The 24,356-nt window shown below is 73.2% G+C and carries 22 protein-coding genes and 1 riboswitch; of the genes, 7 read left to right on the top strand and 15 right to left on the bottom strand.

Translation table 11 applies throughout. The features are described 5' to 3' along the window. The first annotated feature begins 122 nt into the window (after window positions 1–122). Entirely contained in the window at window positions 123–1,583 is a 1,461-nt protein-coding gene (locus BX285_RS28300) for a nucleobase:cation symporter-2 family protein (protein WP_121178651.1), read from the top strand. Window positions 1,584–1,659: 76 nt separating this feature from the next. Further along, window positions 1,660–3,045: an 8-oxoguanine deaminase gene (locus tag BX285_RS28295; protein WP_097235309.1), complete on the top strand. Its 1,386-nt coding sequence runs from the start codon at window positions 1,660–1,662 to the stop codon at window positions 3,043–3,045. Between the two features lie 273 nt (window positions 3,046–3,318). Here BX285_RS28295 and BX285_RS28290 read toward each other — a convergent pair whose 3' ends face one another. Both BX285_RS28290 and aceB read right to left on the bottom strand, forming a co-directional pair. Beyond that, entirely contained in the window at window positions 3,319–3,720 is a 402-nt protein-coding gene (locus tag BX285_RS28290; protein ID WP_097235310.1) for a gamma-glutamylcyclotransferase, read from the bottom strand. A 146-nt stretch (window positions 3,721–3,866) separates the two neighbouring features. After that, window positions 3,867–5,546: a malate synthase A gene (gene aceB / locus BX285_RS28285; RefSeq protein ID WP_121178650.1), complete on the bottom strand. Its 1,680-nt coding sequence runs from the start codon at window positions 5,544–5,546 to the stop codon at window positions 3,867–3,869. A gap of 200 nt (window positions 5,547–5,746) precedes the next feature. Between aceB and BX285_RS28280 the strand changes: the two genes are divergently transcribed. Beyond that, window positions 5,747–6,544, top strand: coding sequence for an IclR family transcriptional regulator (locus BX285_RS28280; protein WP_097235312.1), 798 nt, complete (start codon window positions 5,747–5,749; stop codon window positions 6,542–6,544). 172 nt (window positions 6,545–6,716) lie between these two features. Continuing rightward, window positions 6,717–7,424 (top strand): hypothetical protein, encoded by a 708-nt coding sequence (locus BX285_RS28275; RefSeq protein WP_147465244.1) that lies wholly within the window; start codon window positions 6,717–6,719, stop codon window positions 7,422–7,424. Window positions 7,425–7,478: 54 nt separating this feature from the next. Here BX285_RS28275 and BX285_RS28270 read toward each other — a convergent pair whose 3' ends face one another. Further along, window positions 7,479–8,798, bottom strand: a complete 1,320-nt coding sequence (locus tag BX285_RS28270) for a glycoside hydrolase family 16 protein (protein ID WP_097235314.1) — start codon at window positions 8,796–8,798, stop codon at window positions 7,479–7,481. Between the two features lies 1 nt (window position 8,799). Beyond that, window positions 8,800–8,964: riboswitch (cyclic di-AMP (ydaO/yuaA leader) on the bottom strand. Window positions 8,965–9,319: 355 nt separating this feature from the next. On the opposite strand from BX285_RS28270, the gene BX285_RS28265 reads away from it, so the two are divergent. Beyond that, window positions 9,320–9,649: a MoaF-related domain-containing protein gene (locus tag BX285_RS28265; RefSeq protein WP_097235315.1), complete on the top strand. Its 330-nt coding sequence runs from the start codon at window positions 9,320–9,322 to the stop codon at window positions 9,647–9,649. 22 nt (window positions 9,650–9,671) lie between these two features. Here the strand turns inward: BX285_RS28265 and BX285_RS28260 are convergent, their stop codons facing one another. Together BX285_RS28260 and BX285_RS28255 are read right to left on the bottom strand one after the other, a co-directional pair. Next, the gene (locus BX285_RS28260) at window positions 9,672–10,814 is read right to left on the bottom strand and encodes an esterase family protein (protein ID WP_121178648.1); all 1,143 of its coding nucleotides are present in this window, start codon (window positions 10,812–10,814) and stop codon (window positions 9,672–9,674) included. A gap of 154 nt (window positions 10,815–10,968) precedes the next feature. Next, on the bottom strand, window positions 10,969–11,589 hold the full coding sequence (locus BX285_RS28255; RefSeq protein WP_257032299.1) for a TetR/AcrR family transcriptional regulator: 621 nt from the start codon (window positions 11,587–11,589) through the stop codon (window positions 10,969–10,971). Window positions 11,590–11,727: 138 nt separating this feature from the next. On the opposite strand from BX285_RS28255, the gene BX285_RS28250 reads away from it, so the two are divergent. Beyond that, entirely contained in the window at window positions 11,728–12,492 is a 765-nt protein-coding gene (locus tag BX285_RS28250; RefSeq protein ID WP_097235317.1) for an SDR family NAD(P)-dependent oxidoreductase, read from the top strand. Between the two features lie 58 nt (window positions 12,493–12,550). Here BX285_RS28250 and BX285_RS28245 read toward each other — a convergent pair whose 3' ends face one another. From BX285_RS28245 to BX285_RS28225, 5 genes are all read right to left on the bottom strand, one after another. Beyond that, complete coding sequence (locus BX285_RS28245) at window positions 12,551–13,240, bottom strand: Pr6Pr family membrane protein (RefSeq protein WP_121178647.1); 690 nt, start codon at window positions 13,238–13,240, stop codon at window positions 12,551–12,553. 161 nt (window positions 13,241–13,401) lie between these two features. After that, complete coding sequence (locus BX285_RS28240) at window positions 13,402–14,313, bottom strand: phosphotriesterase (RefSeq protein ID WP_121178646.1); 912 nt, start codon at window positions 14,311–14,313, stop codon at window positions 13,402–13,404. Beyond that, complete coding sequence (locus BX285_RS28235) at window positions 14,310–14,819, bottom strand: carboxymuconolactone decarboxylase family protein (protein WP_121178645.1); 510 nt, start codon at window positions 14,817–14,819, stop codon at window positions 14,310–14,312. The genes BX285_RS28240 and BX285_RS28235 overlap by 4 nt, the downstream gene beginning before the upstream one ends. Before the next feature lie 47 nt (window positions 14,820–14,866). Continuing rightward, a complete protein-coding gene (locus tag BX285_RS28230) occupies window positions 14,867–15,460 on the bottom strand; it encodes a DUF4865 family protein (protein ID WP_121178644.1) in 594 nt (197 codons plus the stop codon). Window positions 15,461–15,522: 62 nt separating this feature from the next. Continuing rightward, window positions 15,523–16,089, bottom strand: a complete 567-nt coding sequence (locus BX285_RS28225; protein ID WP_121179057.1) for a TetR/AcrR family transcriptional regulator — start codon at window positions 16,087–16,089, stop codon at window positions 15,523–15,525. Window positions 16,090–16,471: 382 nt separating this feature from the next. Here BX285_RS28225 and BX285_RS28220 point away from each other — a divergent pair, with 382 nt between their 5' ends. Continuing rightward, the gene (locus tag BX285_RS28220) at window positions 16,472–17,464 is read left to right on the top strand and encodes an aldo/keto reductase (protein WP_097235322.1); all 993 of its coding nucleotides are present in this window, start codon (window positions 16,472–16,474) and stop codon (window positions 17,462–17,464) included. A 203-nt stretch (window positions 17,465–17,667) separates the two neighbouring features. Here the strand turns inward: BX285_RS28220 and BX285_RS28215 are convergent, their stop codons facing one another. The 5 genes from BX285_RS28215 to BX285_RS28195 all read right to left on the bottom strand — a co-directional run bounded on the left by BX285_RS28215 (window position 17,668) and on the right by BX285_RS28195 (window position 24,230). Next, window positions 17,668–18,333, bottom strand: coding sequence for a winged helix-turn-helix domain-containing protein (locus BX285_RS28215; protein WP_121179056.1), 666 nt, complete (start codon window positions 18,331–18,333; stop codon window positions 17,668–17,670). A gap of 1,161 nt (window positions 18,334–19,494) precedes the next feature. After that, on the bottom strand, window positions 19,495–20,145 hold the full coding sequence (locus BX285_RS28210) for an ATP/GTP-binding protein (RefSeq protein WP_121178643.1): 651 nt from the start codon (window positions 20,143–20,145) through the stop codon (window positions 19,495–19,497). Beyond that, entirely contained in the window at window positions 20,126–20,530 is a 405-nt protein-coding gene (locus tag BX285_RS28205; protein ID WP_097239848.1) for a DUF742 domain-containing protein, read from the bottom strand. The genes BX285_RS28210 and BX285_RS28205 overlap by 20 nt, the downstream gene beginning before the upstream one ends. Window positions 20,531–20,775: 245 nt before the next feature. Further along, a complete protein-coding gene (locus tag BX285_RS28200; RefSeq protein WP_097235324.1) occupies window positions 20,776–21,195 on the bottom strand; it encodes a roadblock/LC7 domain-containing protein in 420 nt (139 codons plus the stop codon). Then, window positions 21,192–24,230, bottom strand: a complete 3,039-nt coding sequence (locus tag BX285_RS28195) for a nitrate- and nitrite sensing domain-containing protein (protein WP_121178642.1) — start codon at window positions 24,228–24,230, stop codon at window positions 21,192–21,194. The genes BX285_RS28200 and BX285_RS28195 overlap by 4 nt, the downstream gene beginning before the upstream one ends. Window positions 24,231–24,356 lie beyond the last annotated feature (126 nt).

Raw genomic sequence — 24,356 nt, 5'->3', positions numbered from 1 at the left:
GCGGCGGCCGGCCCGGGGCACTGGAGAAGCACCCCGAGGGATCCTTGCTCCGCCGTCCCGTCCTCGGGGGGTCTCCAGCGCCGCGGGCGCGCCGGGAGCCACGGGCACAAGAGGGGCTCGACATGGCACCCAGCAACACCAGCAGTACAGACGGCGGTTCCACCCCTGCAAGACCCCCTGGCCCGGACACGTCCACCAGCCTCCCCGGCAAGGAGTCCGGGCCGGGGATCCACCCCGTGGACGAGTTGCTGCCCCCGGTGAAGCTGGTCTCCACCGGACTCCAGCACGTCGCCGCGATGTACGCGGGAGTCGTCGCACCCCCGCTCATCGTCGGCGCCGGCGTCGGGCTCTCGCCCGCCGAACTCGCCCTCCTCATCTCGGCCAGCCTGTTCACCGCCGGACTGGCCACCCTCTTCCAGACCCTCGGCGTCTGGAAGATCGGCGCGCGACTGCCGTTCGTGAACGGCGTCTCCTTCGCGGGGGTCGCGCCCATGATCGCCATCGCCAAGGAGCACGGACCGAAGGACGCCCTCCCGGTGATCTTCGGAGCGGTGATCGTCGCGGGGCTCCTGTGCTTCCTCGCGGCGCCGTACTTCTGCAAGCTCATCCGGTTCTTCCCCCCGGTCGTCCAGGGCACCGTGATCACCCTCATCGGGGTGTCCCTGCTACCGGTGGCGGTCAACTGGGCGCGCGGCGGCTCGCCGAGCGCCCCCGGGTACGGCTCCATGCGGGCCATCGGCCTCGCCGCGATCACCCTCGTCGCGGTGGTGCTCTGCAACCGGCTGCTGCGCGGCTTCTGGCAGCAGCTGTCCCTGCTCGTCGGCCTGGCGCTCGGCACCCTGATCGCCCTCCCTCTGGGGCTGGCCGACTTCGGCGCGGTCCGGGACGCGAAGGTCTTCGCGCTCCCCTCCCCGTTCCACTTCGGCGCGCCGATGTTCGACGCGGCCGCGATCGTCTCGCTCTGCATCGTCATGGTGGTCTCGATGACCGAGTCCACCGCCGACATGCTCGCGCTCGGCAAGATCGTCGACCGCGAGGCCGACGAGCCCACCCTCGCCGCCGGCCTGCGCGCCGACGGCCTGGCCACCGCGATCAGCCCGGTCTTCAACGGCTTCGCCGCCAGCGCCTTCGCCCAGAACATCGGGCTGGTGGCGCTGACGAAGATCCGCAGCCGGTTCGTGGTCGCGGCCGGCGGAGGCATCCTGGTCCTGCTGGGGCTGTTCCCCGTGCTGGGCTCGGTCGTCTCCCTGGTGCCGCAACCCGTCCTCGGCGGCGCCGGGATCGTGCTCTTCGGCACGGTCGCGGCGAGCGGCATCCGCACCCTCGCGGAGGCCGGCATGGAGTCCAGCTCCCACACCATCCTGGTGTCGGTCTCGCTCGGCGTCGGCATCATCCCGATCGCCGCGCCGACCTTCTACGACCCCTTCCCGGAGGCCGTCCGGACCCTGATGCACTCGGGGATCTCGGCCGGCTGCGTGATGGCCGTCCTGCTCAACCTGCTCTTCCACCACGTCGGAACCACCCGCCGGTCCAGATCCGGCCAGGGCTCCGGCGCGACGGTGCCGACGGCGACACCGTCCTGACCGGTCCGGAGGGGCGCGCCGCCCGCACACCGCCCGACGCGCGCCCCTCCCGGCCCTCCCCCATAGGAGTGACACCATGGCAGTCCAGCCCCCGCCCGCAGACCAGCGGATCGTGATCGAGAACGTCGCGATCGCCACCGTCGACGCCGACGACACCGAGTACGCCCGCGGCCACGTCGTCATCCTCGGCAACACGATCGAATCGGTCGGCGACGGCCCCGCCCCGGCCTGGCTGGACAACGTGGTGCGCCGGATCAACGGCGAGGGCCACCTGATCACCCCCGGACTGGTCAACACCCACCACCACTTCTACCAGTGGATCACCCGCGGCCTCGCCCAGGACAACATCCTGTTCGACTGGCTCGTCGCCCTCTACCCGACCTGGGCCCGGATCGACGAGAGGCTCGTCCACGCCGCCAGCCAGGGCTCCGCCGCCGCCCTCCTCAAGTCCGGCTGCACCACCGCCTCGGACCACCACTACGTCTTCCCCAAGGACGGCGGCGACGTCCTCGGCGCCTCCATCGAGGCCGTCCAGGAGCTCGGCCTGCGCTTCACCGCGCTGCGCGGCTCGATGGACCGCAGCAAGAAGGACGGCGGCCTGCCCCCGGACCACGCGGTCGAGGAGCTGGACGACATCCTGGCCGCCTCCGAGGCCGCCGTGGACACGTACCACGACTCCTCCTTCGGCTCGATGCTGCACGTCGCCATCGCGCCCTGCTCGCCGTTCTCCGTCTCCACCGACCTGCTCCGCCAGTCCGCCGAACTCGCCCGCCGCAAGGGCGTACGGCTGCACACCCACGGCTCGGAGACGGCCGAGGAGGAGCAGTTCTGCAAGGAGCTGTTCGGCATGGGCCCGACCGACTACTTCGAGTCGGTGGGCTGGCTCGGCGAGGACGTCTGGATGGCGCACTGCGTCCACATGAACGACTCCGACATCGCCAAGTTCGCCGAGACCGGCACCGGCGTCGCCCACTGCCCGTCCTCCAACGCCCGCCTGGCCGCCGGCATCGCCCGGGTGCCCGACATGCTCCGGGCCGGCGTCCCGGTCGGCCTCGGCGTGGACGGCACCGCTTCCAACGAGTCCGGCGAACTCGGCACCGAGCTGCGCAACGCCCTGCTGATCAACAGGCTGCACGGCTCCCCCACCGCCCTGACCGGGCGCCAGGCGCTGCGCCTGGGCACCATGGGCGGCGCCCGGGTGCTCGGCCGGCAGAACGAGATCGGTTCGATCGAGGTCGGCAAGCTCGCCGACCTGGCGCTGTGGAAGATCGACGGGGTCCTGCACTCCTCGATCGCCGACCCGGTCGCCGCGCTCACCTTCGGCGCGCTGCCGCCGCTGTCGGTGCTGTTCGTCAACGGCAACGCGGTGGTCGAGAAGGGTCAGCTCACCACGGTCAACGAGGACCGGATCGCGCGCGACTGCGCCCGCGCCGCCCGCGAACTGGCGGCCCGACCGGTCTGACGACCCCTCTGGACTCCGGGAGCGCCCAGGGACGGTGCGCACCCGGACTCCGCGGGCCCGGAAGGGCTCACGGACTGCGGCCCCGAACCCACGGCGAGGGTTCGGGGCCGCAGCGCGTTCCGGGTCGGCGGGTGACGGATGACAGGTGACAGATAACAGACAACAGCGAACGGATAACAGATGATGAAAGTTGTCATCTGTCATCTGTTCGCTGTCGGTTGTCGGTTGTCGGCCGTCGGTTGTCGGCCGTCGGCCGTCAGCTGTTGACCACCGTCAGGCCGTCCGCCCGAGCGTCGCCAGGTAGGCGCGCCAGCCGCCGTGGTGGGTGATCTCGCGGTGCACCCCGCGCTCGGCCTCGCCCCGGGCGAGCAGCATGGAGAAGCACGCGGAGCCGTCCTCCAGCGTGATCACGCCCAGCTCCAGCTCGCGCGGCTCGCCGGGCAGGACGTCGTCCCGCAACCGCTCCAGGCTGATGTCGTACAGCTCGCCCTCGATGGCGGTGTCGACGGTCGGGTCGGGCAGCAGCCCGGGGCAGACATCCGTCCCGCCGCTGTGGTCGATGGAGAAGAAGCGGTAGCCGGGGGCGGTCCTGGCGGGGCCGATCAGTGCGTCGGCGACCTTGGCGTGGAAGGGACCGCCGACCATCGCCTGGCCGTTGAAGAAGATGCGGGGCACGGGGTGAACTCCTCGGGGGGGAAAAGACCGTTCCGCACGGCGACGAGAGGACAGGTGGATTCGTCGCCGTACGGAACGGAGTAACGGACCGCCGGAGTGCTACGGCCTGGCAGGCGGCAGCGGTGGCGCCGGCGGATAGATTGGGCTCAGCCCAGCAGGGGAAGCGCGGGGAGGGTCAGGAAGTCCGCGAACTCCTCGGCCAGGGCGACCTGTTCGAAGAGGCGGGCGGCCTCGCGCCAGCGGCCGGCGCGGTAGGTCTCCTCGCCCAGCTCGGTGAGGAGGTCGGCCAGCTCCGCGGCGACCAGGGTGCGGACCAGCTCGGCGGTGGCCTTCTCGCCGGTGTCGGACAGCACGACCCCGTTGTGGATCCACTGCCAGATCTGCGAGCGGGAGATCTCGGCGGTGGCGGCGTCCTCCATCATGTTGAAGATGGCGACCGCACCGAGCCCGCGCAGCCAGGCCTCGATGTAGCGCAGGCCGACCTGGACGGCGTTGTGCAGCCCCGCGCGCGTGCAGGTGCCGCCGGCGCCGGCGATGTCGAGCAGTTGGGCGGCGGTGACCGGCTCGGTCGGGCCGGGGTTGTCCTTCTGGTGGGGCCGCTCGCCGAGGACGGCGTCGAAGGAGGCCCGGGCGACCGGCACCAGGTCCGGGTGGGCGACCCAGGAGCCGTCGAAGCCGTTGCCGGCCTCGCGGTCCTTGTCGGCCTTGACCTTCTCCAGCGCGGCCGCGTTGACCTCGGGGTCCTTGCGGCTGGGGATGAACGCGGCCATCCCGCCGATGGCGTGGGCGCCGCGCTTGTGGCAGGTCTGCACCAGCAGGCGGGTGTAGGCGGCCATGAACGGCGAGGCCATGGTCACGCTGTTGCGGTCCGGCAGGATGTAGTGCTCGCCGGCGTCGCGGAAGTTCTTGACGATCGAGAACAGGTAGTCCCAGCGTCCGGCGTTGAGGCCGGCCGCGTGGTCGCGCAGCTCGTGGAGGATCTCGTCCATCTCGAAGGCGGCGGTGATGGTCTCGATCAGGACGGTGGCGCGGATGGTGCCGTACGGGATGCCGAGTGCGGCCTGGGCGTGGGTGAACACGTCGTTCCAGAGCCGGGCCTCCAGGTGGCTCTCGGTCTTCGGCAGGTAGAAGTACGGCCCGGAGTTGGGGTCCTCGGCACCCCTGGCGAGCAGCCGGGCGGCGTTGTGGAAGAAGTAGAGGCCGAAGTCGAGGAAGGCGCCGGCCACCGGGTTGCCGTCGACCAGCAGGTGGCTCTCGTCCAGGTGCCAGCCGCGCGGGCGGACCACGACGGTGGCGAGTTCGGCGGCGGGCTTGAGGGTGTACGCCTTGCCGGCGGCGGTGGTGAAGTCGATCCGGCCCTCGAAGGCGTCGATCAGGTTGATCTGGCCGCTGACCACGTTCTCCCAGGTCGGGGAGGTGGCGTCCTCGAAGTCGGCGAGCCAGACCTTCGCCCCGGAGTTGAGGGCGTTGATGACCATCTTGCGGTCGGTGGGGCCGGTGATCTCGACCCGGCGGTCCTGGAGGGCGCGGGGGGCTTCGGCGACCTTCCAGTCCCCGGCGCGGACGTCCGCGGTCTCGGGGAGGAAGTCCAGCGTGCCGGTCGCCGCGATCTCGGCACGGCGGGCCTTCCTCCGGGCCAGGAGCTCCTGCCGACGGCCTTCGAAGGCGCGATGGAGGCCGACGACGAAGGCGATCGCCTCCGGAGTGAGCACCTCCTCCGCCCGGTGGACGCGAGGACCGGCGACAGTGACGACCGGAGCGGCGGTGGAGGCGGTTGGGGGTACCCCCGGCCGGAGGCTGGGGGAGGGTCCCTGATCGGTAGCCATGGGCAGGACACTCCTAAGCGGTTGAGCCTGGCGGAGGGAGCTCCGGTGGGAACTTCCTCGGGAACTTCCTCGATCGTTACCCGCCTGTCGGCGAGTTCGATTCTGTAAAGTGGAGACTAGTTTCCGCGATACAGAATTTCAACGGTTTGTTGAAGAGGTCGCCGGGACTCTACTCCTCCCCGACAGCGAAGGGAACGCCGGTGGTTGCGACCCCCGACACAGCATCGACGACAGGCGCCGACCGCGCGAGCGGCGGCGTGCAGTCCGTCGAGCGCGCCTTCCAACTCCTGGAGGCGCTGGCCGATTCCGGCGGCGTGGCCACCCTCAGCGAACTCTCCGGCAGTTCCGGCCTCCCCATGCCGACCATCCACCGCCTGGTTCGTACCCTCGTCCAGCAGGGCTATGTCCGCCAGGACACCGCACGCCGCTACACCCTCGGCCCCCGGCTGATCCGTCTCGGCGAGACCGCCGGCCGGCTGCTCGGCAGCTGGGCCCGCCCCTACCTGGCCGAACTCATGGAGGCCACCGGCGAGACCGCCAACCTGGCGGTCCTGGAGGGCGGCGAGGTGGTGTACGTCGGGCAGGTTCAGTCGCGGCGCTCGATGCGGATGTTCACCGAGGTCGGACGGCGGGTCCAGCCGCACTGCACCGGCGTCGGCAAGGCCCTGCTCGCCCAGCTCCCCGCGGAAGAGGCCCGCGCGATCCTCGGCCCCAACCCGCTCCCCGCGCACACCGAGTACACGGTCACCGACCCGCAGGAGCTGCTGGACCAGCTCGCCGAGGCGCGCGAGCGCGGCTACGTGGTCGACGACCAGGAGCAGGAGATCGGCGTCCGCTGCATCGCGCTGGCCGTCCCGGGCGCGCCGACGCCCACCGCACTCTCGGTCTCCGGACCGGAGGCCCGCATCCGGGCCCTGGAGGAGCAGGCCGGGGCCGCCTCGCTGGTACCGGTGATGCACCAGATCGCCGCCCGGCTGGGGCAGGTCCTCGCCCCCTGACGCTCCGTCGACCTGCCGCGTCGTCGGGCGGTGCCGGGACTCGCCCGGCGTCCTCCGTTCGAGCGGACGGCGGGCGGGTTGCACCCCGGCCGCGACGGCGGCTCCGCCACCCTGGTGCGGACGCGGCCCGCAACGGCGCGGGCCGCCGGAACGCGAGGGCAGGGTGGACGGCATGGAGCACCGGGGAGTGCACGGCACCGCCGGGATCGGCGCGGGGGGCGGTACGGGAAACGGGAGCGGTTCGGGGGCCGGGAGGTTCGGCGGCGCCGGGTGGGTCGCGGTGGTGGCCGCGGGCTGTGCGGTGGCGGTGCTGGCCACCGGCCCGTCCTGGGCGCTGCGGCGGCCCGAGCCGCGGCCGGCCGTGGAGGTCGTCGCACCGGGCGCACCCCAGGCCTCCACCCTGCCGGCACCGGCCGAGACGTCCACGCCGCCCGCGGTGGCCGGGGCGTCCACCCTGCCCGTCGTGGTCGCCGCGCCGTCCCGCTCCGACCTGGAAGTGGTCCGGCTGGACCCGGACCCGGCGCCGCCCGGCGGCTCCACCACCGTCCACGCCTTCGTCGCCAACCGGGGCCCGGACACCACCGCCTCCCCGTTCACGGTCGTGGTCACCCTGCCGAAGGGCGTCTCCGCCGAGGGCCCGTACTTCCCCCAGGACTGCCAGGTCGTGGCGCGCGGCCGGCAGGTGCGCTGCGCGTTCGGGGCCGGGCTGCCGCCGCTGGAGAGCGCGACCGCCCTCGTCCCGCTCCGGCTCTCCCCCGACCTGCAGCTCGGCCCCCTCCCCGGCGGCTCGGTCGCGGTGCACAGCGCGGACGACCGGGACGAGAGCAACAACCGGCAGCCGTTCGACGTCAGGGTCGTCGAGCCGACTGCCGGTTCCTGAGAGCGGCTGGGCCCCGGGCCACGAGGGCCCGGGGGCTTGCCGGACCGCGTTCGGTCAGCGGTAGACGCGGACGTAGTCGGCGGCCATGGTGATCGGGGCGGTCCCCTGCGGAGCCGGGTGGTACTGCCCCGCGCACACCGAGAGGTTGAGGATCAGGTACGCCGACCAGGTGGCGCCGACGCCCTTGCCGTCCGAGAAGACCTTGACGCCGTTGACGTACCAGTCCACCGAGGTGGCGCCGTAGTAGGTACCGATGGTCACCCACTGGTCCTTCGCGATGGCGCTCGCGTCGGTGTAGTACTTCGGGTTGCCGGGGTTGACGTGGTTGGTCAGCTCCAGCAGGTTCGGGTTGTCGGGGTGGTACTCGAAGGAGTCGATCTCCCCGTTGCCGTTCTTCCAGGTCCACAGGGCCGGCCAGGCGCCGCTGCCGGCGGGCAGCTTGACCCGGGTCTCGGCGTAGTCGCCGGTCTTGACCTGGAAGCCCTCGCTGGAGCCCTCGGTGGTCAGGAATCCGGTGTTCCAGGACTGCTTGCCGTTCTCCAGGGCCGGGCCGCCGGAGGTGGCGGTGAAGGTGGCGACCCCGTTGGCGACGCTGACGTTGTTCTTGTTCAGCCAGTCCAGCTTGTTGTCGTCCGGGTTGTGGTTGCCGTACTTGTACGCGGTGCTCTTGTCGCCGACCCAGCGCTGGCCCCAGCTGATCGGGCTGGTGAACTCGTCGGACCAGGTCAGCGACTTGCCGGCGACCGGGGAGGACGGCGCCGGGGTGGTCGGGGCAGCCGTGGCGCTCGGGGTCGGCGTCGCGCTCGGGGTCGGCGTCGCGCTCGGGGTCGACGTGGCGCTGGGGGTGGCGGTCGGCGTGCTGGTCGGCGTGGCCGTCGGGGACGGGGTCGGCGTGGCCGTCCCGGAGGCCGAGACCACCAGCTGCTGCGCCGGCAGGTTGTGCCAGGCGCCGCCGAGGTCCTGCCAGAAGCCGAACTGGCTGTACGTCCCGGCGGGCAGGGTGCGCGCACCGCTGGTGAAGTTCACCCCGCTCGGGCAGATCTGCACGTTGGAGGCGTTGCCGGGGAAGTCCAGGTTGGTGCCGCGCGCGTCGCGCACACCCACGCCCACGGTCTTCGCGGTGAAGCACGCCGAGGAGTGCAGACCGAGCGAGGCGGTGGTGGCCTGGCCCGCGACCATGGTGGCGGGGCCGAGGCGGTCCTGGGTGACGGTCGGCGCGGTGGCCGCCTGGGCGCCGGTGACGGACGGCAGTCCGAACAGGCCGGAGCCACCGATGGCGAGCGCGCCGGTCGCGGCGAGGGCGGCGTTGCGGCCGCGGTGGGAGGGGCGGGCGTGGCGCGGCGCACGACGCCGGGCAGCGGCAGGCTGGGGCATGGGGTGACCTCTGCGACGCCTGCGAGGTTAGCTGTCGGGTTCGGGCTGCAGTTGGCCCGGCCGTCTGTGGAGCGGCTTCACCCCTAGCCACGGCCGTACGAGGAACGCACGGACCGGGCGCCGACCTTGGTTCCCCCGCTCCTGTCCGCTCCGGTGCTCGGTGACCCGCCGGCGGGTGGACAGGACTCGGCGTCCCGGCGGCGGGGTCCGCGTGGGCGGACGACCGTTGCAGGCTAGGCAGGCCGTACGTGAACGGACAACTCCCTCGGGCCGGTTGTCGTGCAGCTCACAGTGGTGTCGATCAACGACACTGTGTGGCGGGCGAGTTGATCAAGTCCCGCGGCCGGGGCGCGGCGCCGGTGGTCTCGTCGAGGCCGCCGGGGGTGTCGGCCGGACGCGGCGGTGGCGGACCGTACCGTGGCAAAGATCTGACCGAGTGCACCCGGTCGGATAAATTGGAGGCCGGAGATCTTCCGCAGTGCACAAGAGCACCGAACCCGGAAACGAGGAGCCGCCCCACCATGACCGCGTCCCTGCCCGCCTTCGCCGGCCGCACCTACCTCTTCCGGGCCGACAACGGCGCGGCCTTCCGCAACACCTACTCGGCCGACGGCACCCGGCTGCGCTGGGAGGGCCTCGGCGAGTCCGCGGGCCAGTGGGAGGACGTACGGCTGCACGTCGCCGAGGTCGCGCCGAAGGTCTACTTCGTCAGCTGGACGGAGCAGAGCGGGATCACCGTCAGCCATGTGATGGACCTCGACAAGCTGACGGTGCGCGCCTTCTGGACCTTCGAGGGCGAGGGCGGCCGGGTCGGCGAGCTGCACGCCGGGACGCTGGAGCAGGTGGCCTGAGCCTGAAACGGCCCGAGGACGCTCAGACGGTCTGGTTCGGCACCTTGAGGTGCTGGGAGAGCCACTCCAGCGAGGACGGCAGCAGCGCGCTCCACGTCTCGAAGTTGTGGCCGCCGTTCTCCAGCATGCTGTACGAGACCTTCATCGGGCTCTGCACCGCGTCGACGAAGGCCTCGGTCTCCTGGCGGTAGCTGCCGTCGCCCTTCTTCGTGCCGGCCAGCAGCACGGACACCTTCGGCTGCGGCAGGTTCTTCAGCCGCCACATCAGGTTGGCCTCGTCGCGGCGCTGCTTGCTGCCGCCGAACAGGTCGCCGGTGGTCGGGTCGTCGGCGGCGTCGTAGTAGGCGGAGAGGGCGACGGCGGTCGGGAAGACGTCCGGGTGGCGCATGGCCAGCTTGAGCGCGCAGTAGCCGCCCGTCGAGTTGCCCATGAAGGCCCAGGCCTGCGGATCGGACGAGACCCGGAAGCTGGCCTGGATCGCCGAGGGCACGTCCTTGGTGAAGTACGTGTCCGACTGCGGGCCGTTGGGGATGTCCTCGCACTCGGTGTCCTGCGGCAGGGCGGGCGAGGGACGCACCAGGACCATGACGGTCGGCTGCATCCGGCCCTCCTGCAGCAGCTTGAGCGCCGCGCCGGGGTAGTTGAAGCGGGTGATCAGGTTCTCGGCGATTCCTGGGAATCCGGTGCTCACGATCACGGCCGGGAACTGCTTCTGTGCGTACTCCGGCTGGAAGTACTGCGGGGGCAGGTAGACGTAGCCCTCGATGGACAGCCGGCTGACCGCGCCGTCGATCCGGACCTTGCGGATCTCACCGGACTGGCCCGGCTCGCGGCCCATCGCGCCGCCACCCTTGACCGAGGCGTGGCCGATCGTCTCCACCAGCAGGCGGCCGGAGGCGTCCGCCTTGTTGTGGATCACCACCGGGCCGGTGTCACCGGTGCCCAGCAGGTCGCCCCAACTGCTGTAGAAGGCGAAGTAGTTGTTCGCGACGAGGCCGAGCGCGGCGAGCACCGCCAGCTGGGTGGCGAGCAGCGCACCGATCCGGCCGAGCACCGCCTGCCAGCTCTTCCGGGCGAGTCTCGGCCACAGCCAGACCGTGCCGACCGTCATCACGACGGCGATCAATACGGTCAGCGCCAACACCTTGTGGCTCGTCAGACCCATGTCCTGCTTGCTCCCACGCCTCGAACTCCAGTCCCCACCGCTGGGACATCCGAGGAGGTCACCCCGGTTCCCCCGCCGGGGCGCGAGGACCAACCCTAGCGCCAGCCGGGAGGAACCCCGCGCCCCATCCATCCGTCCGCCCGGCCGGGCTCAGTCAGGCCAGCCGCTCCCAGAGCCGCAGCCCCGCCGTGAGCTCGCGCATGCAGCGCGCGCCGAGCTCCTGCGGGGAGCCGGAGCCGGCGGCGGGGGCGTCGGAGAAGGCCCACTGCTCCAGGGCGACCCGGATCGCGGCGGTGGCGGCCGCGGCGGCCAGCCGGATCTCCAGCGGGTCGGTCCCCTCGGGACAGCGCTCGGCGAGGACGGCGCGCAGCCGCACCTCCGAGTCGGCATGGACGCGCTGCCAGGCGCCTTCCAGGCGCGGGTCGCGCAGCAGGCTGCGGGTCCACAGCATCATCTCGGCGCCCGCCTCGTCGGCCGGCGTCAGCGAGGCGGCCGCGGCGCTCTCCAGCGCCTCGCGCAGCGGCAGGTCGGCCGAGCCCTCGGCGAGCCGGTCGACCCACTGGCGCCCGCCCGCCGCGAGCAGCGGCGCGACGGCGTCCTCCTTGACGGAGAAGTACCGGTAGAAGGTGCGCAGCGAGATGCCCGCGGCCAGGGCGATCTCCTCGGCGGTGGTCGCCTCCGCGCCCTGCTCGGCGAAGAGCGCGGCGGCGGTACGGGCGATCTCCAGCCGGGTGGCGTCACGGCGGCGCTGGTTCAGGGTCGGGCGTCCGGTCACGGGAGTCAGCCTACGCGCACGGGTGCCACAGTGGCGCTTCGTGCCCGTGTGGCACACAACGACTTGTTGGCACACCGTGCCACTTGGGCGTACCGTGCCTCGTGAGGTCGAGAGGCCACGAACGAACGGAGTACCACCATGGAGCGCTTCAGCGGACGGAACGTCCTGATCACCGGCGGCGGCTCGGGCATCGGCCAGGCAACCGTGCACCGGATCCTCGCCGAGGGCGGAAAGGTCGTCGCCGTCGACGTCAACGAGGACGGCCTGAAGAGGACCCTGGACCGCGCGACCGCCGACGGCACCGCGGACCGCCTGACCCTCCAGGTCCTGGACATCGCCGACGAGGCCGCCGTCGTCGCGGGCGTGGCCGAGGCAGTTGCCGGGCTCGGCGGCCTGGACGTCCTGGTCAACGCAGCCGGCATCCTCCGTTCCTCGCACACCCACGAGACCACCCTGGAGTTCTGGAACAAGCTCCTCGCGGTGAACCTGACCGGCACCTTCCTGATGACCCGCGAGGCGCTCCCCGCGCTGCTCGCCGGCGGCAAGGGCGTGGTCGTCAACTTCAGCTCCACCTCCGCGAGCTTCGCCCACCCCTACATGGCCGCGTACGCCGCGACCAAGGGCGGCATCCAGTCCTTCACCCACGCCATCGCCTCGGAGTACTCGAAGCAGGGCCTGCGCGCGGTCTGCGTCGCGCCGGGCAGCATCGACAGCGGCATGACCAACAACCCCGGCCTGCCCGCCGACGCCGACTTCAGCCTGCTCGCCAAGCTCTCCCCCGCCCTCGGCCAGGGCTTCGCGGGCCCCGAGACCGTCGCCGGCGTGATCGCCATGCTCGCCTCCGACGACGGCGCCTTCGTCACCGGCACCGAGCTCCGCATCGACGGCGGCACCCACATGTGACCCGCCTGCCCTCCCCGTGAGGCCCCGCCCTCGTTCTCGGCCAGCGCACGGTCGGCCGTCAGGTGTCAGCCGTCCCCGGGCGGGCGTGGCGGCCGCTCGGGACCGCTCCGGACCGGGCGGCGCGCCGGGCGGCGAGGGCGTTGCCCACCGCGGCCACGGCGGATCCGACCAGCAGGAAGCCCGCCGCCGTCAGGACGCAGGCACCGGCCACCCGGCGGTAGCCGCCGTGCAGGTTCGGGTCGAGGAACGGGTACGGGTACCAGTCGGCGGCCCGGCCGCGCAGCAGTGCGTACGTCAGGTAGAGCAGCGGGAACGCCAGCCAGCCGAGCACCGTGACCGGGCGGAGGCGCCGGGCGGGCGGGTCGAGCAGCCAGTCGGCGAGCACGAGGAGCGGCAGCACCCGGTTCACCACGTCGTCCACCCACGGGACCACCAGTTGCTCCGGGTACGCCGCCAGCGCCGTCCCGTAGACGAGCCCGGTGATCGCCACGTAGAGCACCACGGCCCCGCGCACCGTATCCGGCACCGGGCGGCGGCCGGTCAGGCCCGCCAAGCCGCCGTAGCCCAGGACGGCGACGGCGGCGATGGCGGCGAGGTTGGTGAAGTAGCTGAAGAAGTTCACCACCCCGGTGGGGTCGTTCGCCGCGCGGTAGCCGGAGAAGCAGAGGGCGACGGCGACGAAGGCCGCGACGGCGAGCCGGGCGGGTGCGAGCCACGAGGCGGTCCAGGCGGTCGGTGGTGCGGGCATCGTCGGGTCCGCCTCTCTGGGGATGCTCCTCATCCGGTGGGAGGGCTACTCGGATTCAAACCCGGGCTGGAGGAGTCGGCCACAGGAGTGCGGCGGCTGGCTTGGTACGGGGGCGGGCTCGGCGTGGCAGCGGGCTCGGTACGGGGGCGGGCTCGGTGCGGTCAGGGCGTGCGCCAGTCGGCGGCGAACGCGGCGGCCGGGTTGGTGGTGAGGAGCAGTTCGGGCAGTTGGGGGCCGAAGGTGCGGGCCAGGCGCGGGGCCAGGTCGGTGAGCAGTCGGGTCGGGCCGCCGGCCCGCCGGGCGGTCCGGGTGGTGGTGTCGGCGCCGAGCAGCAGTTGGGTGGCGTGGCCCGCCTCGACCAGGTCGGCGATCACGTCGAAGGCCTGGAGGTCGGCGGGGTGGCCGGCCCGGGAGGGGCTGTCCAGGGCGAGGTGGACGCCCTCGGCCGCAAGACTGCGGTACACGGCGCGGTCGGGGAAGCGGGTGAGGTGGCCCAGGACGATCCGGTCCGGTCGGACGCCGTGGCGGGTGACCAGGCGGAAGAGGACTTCGTGCGGATCGCCGTCGGGTTCGAGGTGGACGGCGATCGGGGAGCCCGTGGCGTGGTGCGCTTCGGCGGCCGCGGCCATCGTCCGGCGGGTGTGCTCGGTGGTGGGGCCCGGGTCGTCGGCGACCTTGATCAGCCCGGCGCGGGTTCCCTCGGCTGCGCCCGGCAGACCGGCGGTGAGTTCGGTGACGAAGCGTTCGGCGAGCCCGTCGGAGGCGGATTCGGCGCCCGACCCGTAGTGCACCGCCTGGTGCGCGCCGGTCGCGGCAACGATCCGGACGCCGGTCGTGCGGGAGAGCGCGGCGAGGGAGTCCGCGCCCCGGCCCATGCCGTACGGGGTCCACTGGACGAACGAACGGCCGCCGGCGGCGGCGTAGGCGCGCAGGACGTCCTCGGCGGCGGCCGGGTCGTCCAGCTCCTGGCCGGGCAGCAGCGGGCTGCGGATGAAGAGGTGGTCGTGGGAGTCGGTGACACCGAGGTCGGCGGGGTCGAGGTCGCCGAGGACGGTGCGGACGGTGCGGGTCACGCCTGCTCCTCGGCGGTTTCCCGAGCGGCAGGCGCTTCGGATGCCTCGGCGAAGGTCGCGGCCGCGACGCGCAGGCCGGCCAGGGTCTTGGGGACGCCGACGTAGGGGGCGAGGTGGACGAGGACCTCGGTGATCTCCTCCTTCGTCATGCCGATCCGCAGGCTGTTGCGGACGTGGTCGGCGAGCTGGGGCTCCACGCCGCCGAGGGCGGCGAGGGCGGCCAGGTTGGCGACCTGGCGGTCGCGCAGGGCGAGGCCGGGGCGCTGGTAGGTGCCGCCGAAGAGGCTGGTGACGATCCAGTCGGGGAAGCCGGGGGCGAGGGCGTCCAGGCCGCCGAGGGTGGTGGCGGCGACCGGGCCGGCGAGGTCGGCGAGCAGGGCGTAGCCGGCTTCGCGGTCGAGCGTGGCCGGGGCGAGGTCGGCGGGCACCAGCTGGGCGGGGATCGGCTGGGCGGGGATCGGCTGGGCGGGCGCGGGCGCGGCCGGAGCCGTCGGGGCCGCAGTCATCGGGGTTGCGGTGGTCGGAGTCGCAGTCATCGGGATGGAGAAGCCTTTCACCAGTGGCGGCCGGACGGCAGCCGGTCGAGTTCGGGCCGGGACAGGTGCAGCACCTGGTAGCGGGCGCCGGGCACGTCCTCGGGGGCCGGACCGTGCCAGAGGGCGAAGCGGAGCAGTTCCCAGCGGCTCGGGTCCACGGCGACGGCTGCGGTGTGCAGGGCCGGGTGCGCGGGGAGTTCGGCCAGCGCCCGCTCGACGGCCTCGGCCGGGTCGGTGGATTCCGGGAGCCGTACGGTCTCGCGGGTGGCGGTGGTCGGGGTCGGGGCTTCCGCCCCGCCCGCGCTGCCCGCGCCGCTCGTCAGTCCCGTGCCGAGCCAGTGGTGGACGACGGGACGGCCGAAGTCGGCGCTCAGACCGCGGAAGCCCGAGCCCCAGAGGAAGCTGTTCATGCCCTCGGCGGTGCGCCAGAGGTAGAACGGCGCGTACTGGTTGACCGGCGAGCCCTCCAGGCCGCGCTCACGGAGCAGGTACGCCTTGAGGCCGAGGCCGGGGTGAGCATCCAGTAGATGGCACTTGTCGGCGACGCGTTTGCGGATGGTGCCCATGTCGTAGTCGGCGGGGAGGGTGATCTCGTACTGCATGGCGTGCACGACGGGGCTCCTCGGGTCGGGTGGGGTGGCTGCGGGGCTGGTGGTGGGGCCGGTGGTGCGGATCAGGCCATGCGGTGCGCGGCGAGCAGGCCGAGGGCGCCGCGGACGGCACGGTCGAACGGCTCGGTGCTGTCCGCGGCCCGAGCCAGGACGTAGCCGCCCTGGACGACGGCGACCACGGCCGCGGCGGTGTCGGCCGGGTCGAGGCCGGGGGCGAACTCACCGTCGGCCTGCCCCTCGGCGACCAGGCCGGCGATCCGGCCGCGCAGCCAGTCGAAGGTCTCCTCGACGGGAGCGCGCAGCTGCGGGTCGACGACCACGTCCGGGTCCTGGGCCATCCGTCCGATCCGGCAGCCGCGCAGGACGTCGCGATCGCGCTGCAGGTACGCGGCGATGCGGTCGTAGGCGGTACCGGGGGCCGCGAGGTCGGCCTCGGCGATGCCCCGCATCTCCTCGGCGCTGCGGCGCAGGGCGGCGGCGGCGAGGTCGGGCTTGCCGGTGAAGTGGTGGTACATGCTGCCCTGGCCGACGCCGGAGCGCTGCTGGATGGCCTTGGGGCTGGTGCCGACGTAGCCGCGCTCCCAGAGCAGGGCCTGGGTGCTCTCGATGAGGCGGTCCTGAGTGCTCATGCGGATCACTGTACATACCAGTAGGTACAGAGGGCTAGTGGTTTTCCGCATTCCGGGCCGGACGATTGAGGGCCGTGCGCCGCCCCCCGGCGGCCACGGCCCCTCGACGGTTCGTCATCCCCCGCGCCACCGAGCGCCATTCCCGCGCGATCGGTGGCGCGCGTCACGTCACGGACGGTTGCCGGCGTCACGCGGCGTAGGGGGGTGCGCGCCGCACAGGGGGTGCACGGCGCAATGCGCGGGCGGGCGGCGCTCGGGCGAGCGGACCGGCGGGAGAACGGCGATGACGCTCAGCAGGACGGGCCGCGCCGGGGAGAGGTGGGCACCGGTCAGTTGCGGGCAAGGCCTTGATCCGCCGGCGCCGGCTGGCAGGATGTCCGGCATGAGCTACCTCGCCGCGGATGACCGCTATGCCTCGATGACCTACCGGAAGGCCGGCCGCAGTGGCGTCCAGCTGCCCGCCGTCTCGCTCGGGCTCTGGCACAACTTCGGTGACGCCCAGCCGCTGGAGGTGCAGCGGGCGGTGCTGCGCCGGGCCTTCGACCGGGGCGTCACCCACTTCGACCTGGCGAACAACTACGGTCCGCCGTACGGCAGTGCCGAGCGCAACTTCGGCTACCTGTTCGCCCAGGACTTCCGGCCGTACCGGGACGAGCTGTTCATCGCGACCAAGGCCGGCTGGGACATGTGGCCCGGCCCGTACGGCAACGGCGGCAGCCGCAAGTACCTGCTGGCCAGCCTCGACCAGTCGCTGAGCCGGATGGGGCTGGACTACGTCGACGTCTTCTACTCGCACCGCTACGACGCGGACACCCCGATCGAGGAGACGATGGGGGCGCTGGACAGTGCGGTGCGCTCGGGCAGGGCGCTGTACGCCGCCATCTCCAACTACCCGGCGGAGCAACACCGGGAGGCGGTGGCCATCCTGCGGGAGCTGGGGACGCCGGTGCTGATGAACCAGTCGGCGTACTCGATCCTCAACCGGTCCGTGGAGGAGGGCGGTGTGCTGGACGCGGTGGGCGACACCCAGACCAGCCTGATCGCCTACTCCCCGCTCGCCCAGGGGCTGTTGACGGACCGCTACCTCTCGGGCGAGGTGCCGGCGGGGTCGCGGATGTCGGTCGGGAAGTTCCTCAAGGAGGAGGCGCTGACCGGGCCGAAGCTGGAGCAGCTGCGCGCACTGAACAAGATCGCCGAGGGGCGCGGGCAGACGCTGGCGCAGCTGGCGCTGAGCTGGGTGCTGCGCGACCCGCGGGTGGTCTCGGTGATCATCGGCGCGAGCAGCGTGGCCCAGCTGGACCAGAACCTCGACGCGCTGGCCGGTGGACCCTTGACGGCCGAGGAGCTGGCGGAGATCGACCTGCTGAGCCGCTGAGCGGGCCGGACGGCCTGGACGGCCTGGACGGACAGGCGACGACCGACAGCTGACAGATAACAGCCGACAGATAACAGATTTCGAAATCTGTTATCTGTCGGCTGTCTTCTGTCGGTTGTCATCTGTCAGCTGTTATCTGTCGGCTGTTCTCTGTCAGCCGCCACCGGCGAACCGGCCGACCGACCGGCGCTCGGCCGGTGCCGTCAGACGGACGCCGGGGTGTACTTGTAGCCGACCCGACGGACCGTCACGATCGTGTCCCGGTAGGCCGGTCCGAGCTTGCGGCGCAGTCGGGCGACGTGCACGTCAACGGTCCGCCCGTCCCCGACGTGGCCGTAGCCCCAGACCGCGGAGACCAGGTGGTCCCGGGTGTGCACCCGCTGCGGGTGCTCGGTGAGATGGGCCAGCAGCTCGAACTCCAGGTAGGTGAGGTCGAGCAGCCGCCCGTCGACGTACGCGTTGCGCCGCTCGGTGTCGACGCTGATGCCCCGCCCGGCCGGACGGACCGGGCGGACACCAGCCGAAGCCTGGGCGACGGGGCCACCGAGCCCGGAGGCACCGGCAACCCCGGCCACCCCGGAGGCTCCGGGCGCCGCCGAGGCGGTGGACGCGACGGGCACGCCGGGCAGGCCCTGGGCCCCCGTCGCCGCTGCGGTCTCGGCGGGCACCAGCACCAGGTACCCGACCATCGGGCTGCCGGCCGCACCGGCGACCTGCATGCCGTACTGGGCGAGCAGCCCCTGCGGGAGCACGGCCTGCGGCAGGGCGGCGACGACGGTCGCCCCCTCCGGCAGTGCGGCGAGCAGCGCCTGCGGCGCCTGCTGGGCGGCCGCGCCCGCCTGCGGGAGGACGCCCGTCGGGGCGGCCAGCGGACGGGCCGGACCGCCGTGGGACGGACGGGCCGGCGCCCCGGGCCACCGCTCGGCCACCGACGCCGGGGGGACGGACGGTCCCGCGATCCCGACCGGGCCGGGCGCACCCGGGACGGTGGCGGGACCGGCGGGGCGGGGCGAGACGGAGGGGACGGAGGATACGGAGGGAACCGAGCGGACCGCGCGCAGGTGCGGGGTCGCGGTGGGCAGGGGCAGGGTGGCCGTGGAAGAAGAAGACATGGTGTGCCGCTCATTTCGCGCGTGACGGACGGGGTGGAGTCGTCTGCGCGTCGACCGGGCGTACTGCCTGGGCTGGGCCGGACCTAACCGGGTCAGCGGGCGGAGAGCCGGGACGCGCTGGGCGAGCCCGGACACGTCTGATCGAACAGGTGCGGCTGTCGGGACGGCCAGAACGGTTCGAGGTCGGGGCGACCCCGTCGGCTGTCCACGGCACGGCTCGCGCGCCCGTTCCACCGTCCGGTCCGTCCACCACCCGCGCACATCGCGAGGGCCGGACCGGTCGTTCGGATCCGGCCGGCGACGCCGGGGGCAGGTTCGAGGCAGACGATGTTCACTGGTGGTCTCTCCGCTGGGCGGGTCCGGTTGGTCGGCCGCGGGCACGCCGGACGGCGGTGTCCGCTACGGCCTGGTCGACGGGTGACGGTGCGTCAGGCGACGGCCGGGTGGGCCGGAGGCGCCGGGGACGTACCGGGACGGGGCAGGCCGGTCAGCGACAACACGCGCTACAGATCAGCGCGTGGTCGATGTAGCGGCGGACGGTGAGCACCGCGGCGGCAGGGCCCGGGGTGGCGCGACCGGGCACGAGGGGTCCGGACACGGCGGTGGCGATGCGTCGCTGGCCGACGGTCATCCTGCTGCCCTCCCCCTCGTTCTGCGTGAGACTTCTCTGTTCGACTTCCGCCTGCGACGACGCACCGTTGCCGGTACGCGCCGACGGTGCTTCGCCGGATCGCCGAGGACCGTCCGCCGGTCGCAACGCCCGTGTGAACGGGTGTGTCCGGCGTTCCCGACGACATGGCCGGGCGGCCCTCGTCCACAGAGCCTTCCACGGCCGGGGCTGTCTAGGCAACCTTCCGTGCGCCGACCGTCCGAAATGCGGACGACGGAATGAGACGGACCCGCGGCGCCGGGGTGCGGTCAGGCCCCGGCGAAGGCGTGCCGGCGGCGGGCCGCGGCGTGCTCGACCAGCGCGACGAGCAGGTCCTTCCCGTCCTCCCGCAGCCGCGCGTCGCAGAGCAGCACCGGGATGCCGGGGTCGAGGTCGAGAGCGTCGCGGACCTCCTCCGGCGAGAACCGGTCGGTGCCGTCGAAGCAGTTCACCGCGACCACGAACGGGATCCCGCGCTGTTCGAAGAAGTCGACCGACGGGAAGCAGTCGGCCAGCCGCCGGGTGTCGGCGAGCACCAACGCGCCGAGCGCGCCGCGCGCCAACTCGTCCCAGACGAACCAGAACCGGTCCTGCCCGGGCGTGCCGAACAGGTACAGCGCGAGGCCGGGTCGCAGGTCGATCCGGCCGAAGTCCATCGCCACGGTGGTGGTGCGCTTCGCCTCCACGCCCGAGGTGTCGTCCACCGGACGGCCCAGCTCGCTGAGCTCCTCCTCGGTGCGCAGCGGCCGGATCTCGCTGACCGAGCCGACCAGGGTGGTCTTGCCGGCCCCGAAGCCTCCCGCGACCAGGATCTTCACCGCGACGGCCGGACCGCCGCGCCACTGCGGGTCGTTGGCGTTCACCGGGCGGGTGGCGGCACCGTCCTGGCGGGGGTGGTGGTCAGAGCGCACGGAGTCCATTGATCACGTCTCGCAGCAGGCGCTCGTCCGGCAGCTCGGCGAGCGGAACGGGTCGGGTGACGCTGATCAGGTCGGCGTCGTGGAGGTCGCCGAGCAGCACCCGCACCACGCTGACCGGCAGGTCGGTGTAGGAGCCGAGTTCGGCGACGGAGAGCGGTTCGCGCCGGCACAGGGCCAGCAGCATCTGGTGTTCCGGGTCGAGGGCGTGCGCGGGCACGGCCCCCGAGCCCGGCCCGGGCTCGACGGCGGTGACCAGCGAGATCAGGTCGAACAGCCCCTCCTCCACCGGCCGGGTGCGGCCGCGGGTCATCGAGTAGAGCCGCACCACCGGGCCGGCCTCGTCGTCGAACCAGCGGTCGTCGACCGGGGTGCGCGGCCGGAACATGTCGACCTCCGGCCCCGGCCCGTCCGGGGCCTCCCGTTCCGCGTCCGCCGTGGTGTCCGCATCCTGGGACGCGCCCGGGCCGGCCGAAGACCCCGGGGCCGCCGTCGCGCCCCCGTCCGACGGTGCGCCTCCGTCCGGCGAAGCGTCCCGGTCCGGTGAGGACGCCGCACCGGACGGCCCGGCCGTGCCCACCGGCACCTCCGGGCCGTCCGGCACGTCCGCCTTCGGATCCGCCATCGGCCCGCTCATCTCACCGGCGGGGCGGTTTCGGTGCGCGGCTCGGCGGCCAGGTGCTCGCCGACCCGCTTGACCAGCAGGGCCATCTCGTAGGCGATCTGGCCGATGTCGGCCTCGGCGTCGCTCAGCACGGCGAGGCAGCTGCCGTCGCCGGCGGCCGTGATGAACAGGAACGCCTCGTCCAGTTCGACCATGGTCTGCCGGACGCCGCCGACCTTGAAGTGCCCGCCGGCTCCCTTGGCCAGGCTGTGGAACCCGGCCGCGACGGCGGCCAGGTGCTCGGCGTCCTCGCGGTCGAGGTCGCGGGAGGCACCGGTGGCCAACCCGTCGCTGGAGAGGATCACCGCGTGCCGCAGGGCTGCGACGCGCCCCACCAGGTCGTCCAGGAGCCAGTTGAGGTCCCCGGACGGCTGCGTCGAAGTGGTCATGAATCAGTTCCTTCCGCTGGAGCGGGTGGTGCGGGTCGTGCAGATGAGACAGGTGATGCGGGTTTCGCGGGTGACGCGGGTTGAGCCGATGCTTCCGGTCGTACGGGCGGTACCGGCACGGCGGGTGACACGGGTGATACGGATGATCCGGGGTCCGAGTTCCGGCGGACCGGTTGTCCGGGAGGCAGCCGCCGGGCGAGCGGCGCCCGCCCGGTGTCCGAGGGCGCGGGCAGCGCCGCCGGGGAGGGCGCCGGGCTGATCGCCCGACGGGACTGCTCGGGCGGCTGCCAGGCGGGTACGGCGCTGGGCCGGCCGGGTCGCTGGGCGCTCCCCTGGACGGTCCGGTCCTCCGGGGCGGTGCGGTCCGCCGGGGCGGTGGCGCCGCGCCCTCGGGTGAAGCCGCGCTGGAACGACGCGAAGGTGGCCCGGGCCTCCTCGGGCGAGCGCTCCCGGACCTCGCGGGCCTCCCGGGCCTGCCGGGCGTCACGAGCCGCCCGTGCGTCCCCGGCGGTGCCCTCCCCGGTCCGGTCCTCCGGCCCGCCCTCGTCACGGAATCGTTCCTTCAGCTGCTCGGTGAGCTGCTCCCTGAGCTGCGGTGCCAGGTTCGCCTGCCGGACCCTCCGCGGCAGGCCGCCCGCCGTCCGGGGTGCGGCGTCCACGGGCGCGCCCCCGGAGCCGACGCCGGTCACCGCCTCGGCCGCGGTCTCGGCGGCCGCGACGGCCTCGGCGGCGGCAGCCAGCACCACGTCCTCCCGCCGGTGCCGACCCGTCCCCGGCGCCTCCTCGGCCTCCGTCCCGGGCACGGGGACCAGGACCGGCCCACCCTTGGCCCGCGAGGCCCGACGCGGCAGACCGCCCGCCGTACGACCCGGTTCCGGCGCGGAGGGCCGGGGCCCACCCGTCCCCCGGTCCCGATCCCGATCCCGGTGCCGCCCGCCGGTGTCGCCCGGGCCGCCCGCAGCGCCGACGCCGCCCGTAGCGCCGTCGGACACCGCAGCAGCCGACGCTCCGACCGACGCTCCGGACCCCCCGGACGCACCCCCCGCCGGCGAACCCGGCACCGCGACCAGGTCCCGCTGCCCGCGCCGCCCGCCGCCCGCCGGCCGCCGCCCGGCCGCGGCCGGCTCCGGCAGCCCGTCCGGCGCCTCGGCGAGCAGCTCGCGCGGAATCAGCACCACCGCCGTCGTGCCGCCGTACGGGGAGGGCCGCAGGTGCACCCGGATGCCGTGCCGCCGGGCCAGCCGGCTGACCACGAACAGGCCCAGCCGGTCGGTGTCGGCGAGGTCGAACTCCTGCTCCACGGCGAGACGTTCGTTGATCTCGGCGAGCAGCTGCTCGCTCAGTCCGAGCCCCCGGTCGTCGATCTCCAGCGCGAATCCGTGCGCCACCACCTCGCCCTGGACGGTGACTTGGGTGGTCGGCGGGGAGAACACCGCGGCGTTCTCGACCAGTTCGGCGACCAGGTGGGTGACGTCCGCGACGGCGCTGCCGAGCAGGCCGGTGCCGGGGAACGGCCGGACGGTCACCCGGGCGTAGTCCTCGACCTCGCCGACGGCGGCCCGGACCACGTCCACCATCCGGACCGGCTTGCGCCAGGCGCGCCCGGGCGAGCCGCCGGCCAGGATGATCAGGCCCTCGGCGTGTCGGCGCATGCGGGTGGTGAGGTGGTCGACCTTGAAGAGGTCCGCCAGCTCCGCCGGGTCCTCGGTGCGGCGCTCCATGGTGTCGAGCAGGGTGAGCTGCCGGTGCAGCAGCACCTGGCTGCGCCGGGCCAGGTTGACGAAGACGGCCGAGACGCCGCGGCGCAGGTCGGCCTGCTCGACGGCGGCTTCGACGGCGGCCCGCTGCACCGCGTTGAAGGCCTGGCCGACCTGGCCGATCTCGGCGTCCCCGAAGTGCAGTTCGGGCGCCTCGGCGGCCACGTCCACCGGTTCGCCGCGGCGCAGCCGCAGCATGACGGAGGGCAGTCGGGTGCTTGCCAGTTCGTTGGCGGCGTTGCGCAGGCCGATCAGCTCGCGGGCCAGTCCCCGGCCGATCCGGAAGGAGATCATCACCGACAGCACGACCGCGATCAGGCCGACCGCCCCGGCGATGCCGCCGCGCCAGAGCATCGCGATCGCGGTGGAGCGGGCGCTCTCGTCCAGGCCGGCGGCGATCCGGTTGTCGATCGAGGTGAGGTCGCCGAGCGCCCGGTCGGCGGTCACCCGCCAGGAGTCGCTGTTGAGGGCCTGGACGACCCGGTCGGGGCCACCGGCGCCGACGAAGTCGGCCTCGGCGCGGGCCAGCGCGCCCCAGGCCTCGCCGCCGCGCAGGGAGATGTAATCGGACTGGTCGGCGGGTTCCAGTTCGGCGACGTAGACGGTGAACAGCGCCTGCTGGTTGTGCAGGGCGTCCAGTGCGACCTGGTACTGCTCGGCGGTGGGCTTGGCGACGCCGGTGCGCAGGCCCTCCATGGCCGCGTCCTCCTGCGACAGGTACTCGCGGGCGCGCACCAGCTCGATCAGGATGGTGCCCTGGCGCGGGAGTTGGCCGGTCTGCCGGGCGACGTAGGCGGAGCGGAAGCCGAACACCGGCTTGACCAGGTCGCTGTACTGGTCCAGGGCGAACTCCCAGTTCAGCGCGGCGCGGCCGACCTGGGCGCGGAGCGGGCCGATCTGGTCAGCGGCGGCGAGGATCTGCACGAAGCGGCCTCGCTGCGGGGCGGAGAGCTTGCTGCCGGAGGTGTCCTTCTTCTGCCGCAAGACGGCGAGGCTGCGGTCCGTGAGGGCCTTGGCGTGCTCGTAGGCGTCCCGGGCGACGGGCGAGCGCGGGTCGGCCAGCCGCTGGACGGCGGCGCGGCGCTCGTTCTGCAGGTCGCCGGCGTACTGGTCGACCGGACCGGAGAACTCCTTGTACGTACGGCTGATCGCCAGCTGGTTCCAGGCGTCCCCGGTGGTGGCGATCGTCGCGTACACCCACAGGGCGGTGAGCGCCACGATGGGCACCAGGAGCAGCGCGATGATCTTCGCGCGGATCGAGCTGCTGCGCAGACGCATGGAGTCCTCGGTCGGGAAGTGCCAGGCGCGGACGGGGAGGGTGGGCGCGACGGCGGGAGCCGTGGGAGCGGTGGGACGGCGGCGTGGGGCGGTGGGGGACGGTGAGGAGGGTACGGAGGGGGCTCC

It is taken from the genome of Streptomyces sp. 1114.5 (assembly GCF_003635085.1).
Taxonomy (GTDB): Bacteria; Actinomycetota; Actinomycetes; order Streptomycetales; family Streptomycetaceae; genus Kitasatospora.
The sequence above is the reverse complement of the archived record's forward strand: the minus strand, read 5'-3'. Positions and strand labels throughout refer to the sequence as shown.

Bases quoted from the DNA above. Each gene is read 5' to 3' on its own strand.
- BX285_RS28200 (WP_097235324.1), bottom strand. From the start codon at position 21,195: ATGACCACTTCGACGCAGCCGTCCGGGGACCTCAACTGGCTCCTGGAC.
- BX285_RS28225 (WP_121179057.1), bottom strand. From the start codon at position 16,089: ATGAGCACTCAGGACCGCCTCATCGAGAGCACCCAGGCCCTGCTCTGG.
- BX285_RS28195 (WP_121178642.1), bottom strand. From the start codon at position 24,230: ATGCGTCTGCGCAGCAGCTCGATCCGCGCGAAGATCATCGCGCTGCTC.
- BX285_RS28220 (WP_097235322.1), top strand. From the start codon at position 16,472: ATGAGCTACCTCGCCGCGGATGACCGCTATGCCTCGATGACCTACCGG.
- aceB (WP_121178650.1), bottom strand. From the start codon at position 5,546: ATGGCTACCGATCAGGGACCCTCCCCCAGCCTCCGGCCGGGGGTACCC.
- BX285_RS28245 (WP_121178647.1), bottom strand. From the start codon at position 13,240: ATGCCCGCACCACCGACCGCCTGGACCGCCTCGTGGCTCGCACCCGCC.
- BX285_RS28265 (WP_097235315.1), top strand. From the start codon at position 9,320: ATGACCGCGTCCCTGCCCGCCTTCGCCGGCCGCACCTACCTCTTCCGG.
- BX285_RS28210 (WP_121178643.1), bottom strand. From the start codon at position 20,145: ATGGACTCCGTGCGCTCTGACCACCACCCCCGCCAGGACGGTGCCGCC.
- BX285_RS28270 (WP_097235314.1), bottom strand. From the start codon at position 8,798: ATGCCCCAGCCTGCCGCTGCCCGGCGTCGTGCGCCGCGCCACGCCCGC.
- BX285_RS28205 (WP_097239848.1), bottom strand. From the start codon at position 20,530: ATGTTCCGGCCGCGCACCCCGGTCGACGACCGCTGGTTCGACGACGAG.
- BX285_RS28300 (WP_121178651.1), top strand. From the start codon at position 123: ATGGCACCCAGCAACACCAGCAGTACAGACGGCGGTTCCACCCCTGCA.
- BX285_RS28260 (WP_121178648.1), bottom strand. From the start codon at position 10,814: ATGGGTCTGACGAGCCACAAGGTGTTGGCGCTGACCGTATTGATCGCC.
- BX285_RS28235 (WP_121178645.1), bottom strand. From the start codon at position 14,819: ATGACTGCGGCCCCGACGGCTCCGGCCGCGCCCGCGCCCGCCCAGCCG.
- BX285_RS28295 (WP_097235309.1), top strand. From the start codon at position 1,660: ATGGCAGTCCAGCCCCCGCCCGCAGACCAGCGGATCGTGATCGAGAAC.
- BX285_RS28250 (WP_097235317.1), top strand. From the start codon at position 11,728: ATGGAGCGCTTCAGCGGACGGAACGTCCTGATCACCGGCGGCGGCTCG.
- BX285_RS28275 (WP_147465244.1), top strand. From the start codon at position 6,717: ATGGAGCACCGGGGAGTGCACGGCACCGCCGGGATCGGCGCGGGGGGC.